The 1,494-nt window shown below is 65.9% G+C and carries 2 protein-coding genes; one reads left to right on the top strand and one right to left on the bottom strand.

The features are described 5' to 3' along the window. Positions 1-396: transposase (locus tag ABH933_RS45490; RefSeq protein ID WP_429429374.1), on the top strand; the 396-nt coding region annotated here is incomplete at its 5' end. Between the two features lie 330 nt (positions 397-726). Here ABH933_RS45490 and ABH933_RS45485 read toward each other — a convergent pair. Further along, positions 727-1,494, bottom strand: a 768-nt coding sequence (locus ABH933_RS45485) for a reverse transcriptase domain-containing protein (protein WP_429429376.1), incomplete at its 5' end; no start/stop codon positions are given.

The raw sequence follows: 1,494 nt of genomic DNA, 5'->3' as shown, positions 1-1,494 counted from the left end.
TCGCAGCGAGCCACGCGAGGGCAGAGACCGCATAAGCTACACCCCGCCGTCCTGGGTGTCCGGACATCAGCCCCGGACAAAGATGACCTTAGGGAGGACCGCATCCGCACCGCCAAAGACACCGGTCTGCGGAACCTGCCGTTCCACAGCTTCGACGCCAACCGCATCTGGCTCGCCGTCGTCGCGCTGGCACTGGACCTGACCGCCTGGATGCAGGCTCTCGCACTGCAGGAGCACGATGCGCGCCGCTGGGAGCCGAAAACCCTACGGCTGCGACTATTCTCGATCCCCGCCCGCCTGGCCCGCCACGCCCGCCGCGTCCACCTGCGTTTGTCGGCCCACAACCCGTGGACCGGCCTCGCCGTCACCGCCTTCACCCGACTGGCAGCACCCTGACCAGCACAAATCCGTCCCTACAACCATCGAAAGGACCACAACCGGGCCGTGGAACCCGGCAGCCAGCCCGCCGACACGGGCCGGTCAACCACACCCACCAGCCCGGATACGATCGGAAAACCCCAATCCGAACCCGATCACGTCCGGCCGAAGGCCGGGCGGAGGGTCGGGAACTGGTGCGGTAACTCTCGGTCCGGTGGTAGGTAAGACAGCCACTGATGGCCCGGCGATTTCCCGCCTGGTCGTTCTTCTGTCTCACCGTAACCGGCTCTTGGTCCCGTTTCCAGTTCCCGCCCGTCAATCCGTGCATGCGGTTCTCCCGCACACGGCTTACCGACGCCGTTCACCGCCGGCATTCGGCGTCACCCGCCAAGCCCGGAACGGCCTGGGCGCGACTACGGTTCCGTCAAGGCGGATCAGCCCGAGCTGGTTGTCAGAGGCATAGGCGATCACCATGCGCCCGAACGCCCGGCTGCGCTTGTGTTTCTTCGCGAGGAACCCCGCGATCCGTTGCAGCGCATAACTTCTGATCTTGTCGAAACGATCGGCCGAGTTCCCATACCGGAAATACCCGGCCCATCCGCGAAGGAAGCGATTGACCTCCCCCACAATGTATTCCACGCGCAGCAACGCCCGGTTGCGGCCGGTCATATCCCGGATCCGGTTGCGGGCGTGTTGCATTGCCTTGTCTGCGGGCCAGCGAGCGAGGAAGGCGACCCCTTTGCCGCCGGTGCGTCCTTCCGCGCGCACCCATCGGTGGTGGAAGCCCAGAAAGTCCAGGCCCTCACCGCCCTCGGTCAGGTGCACGATCCGGGTCTTGGCCGCTTTCGGCCGTAACCCGAGTTCGGCCAGCAACGCCGTCAGCCGCGCGAGCGCGGCCTCGGCCTGCTGCCGCGAACGGCACATCACCACAGCATCGTCGGCGAACCGGACCAGCACCCCATGCTCACGGGTATTCCACGACCGGTCGAGCCGGTGCAGATACACGTTACAGAGCAACGGACTGATTACGCCCCCAACGCTGTTGGCAACTTCTGCTTCGATGTCACGCTGACCTACCGTCGGCTGGAGCGTCCTCGACGCCGTACGACGGCGGTG

The sequence above is a fragment of the Nocardia sp. GP40 genome, assembly GCF_050434125.1.
Taxonomy (GTDB): Bacteria; Actinomycetota; Actinomycetes; order Mycobacteriales; family Mycobacteriaceae; genus Nocardia; species Nocardia albiluteola.
This window is presented reverse-complemented; position numbering and strand designations above follow the sequence as displayed.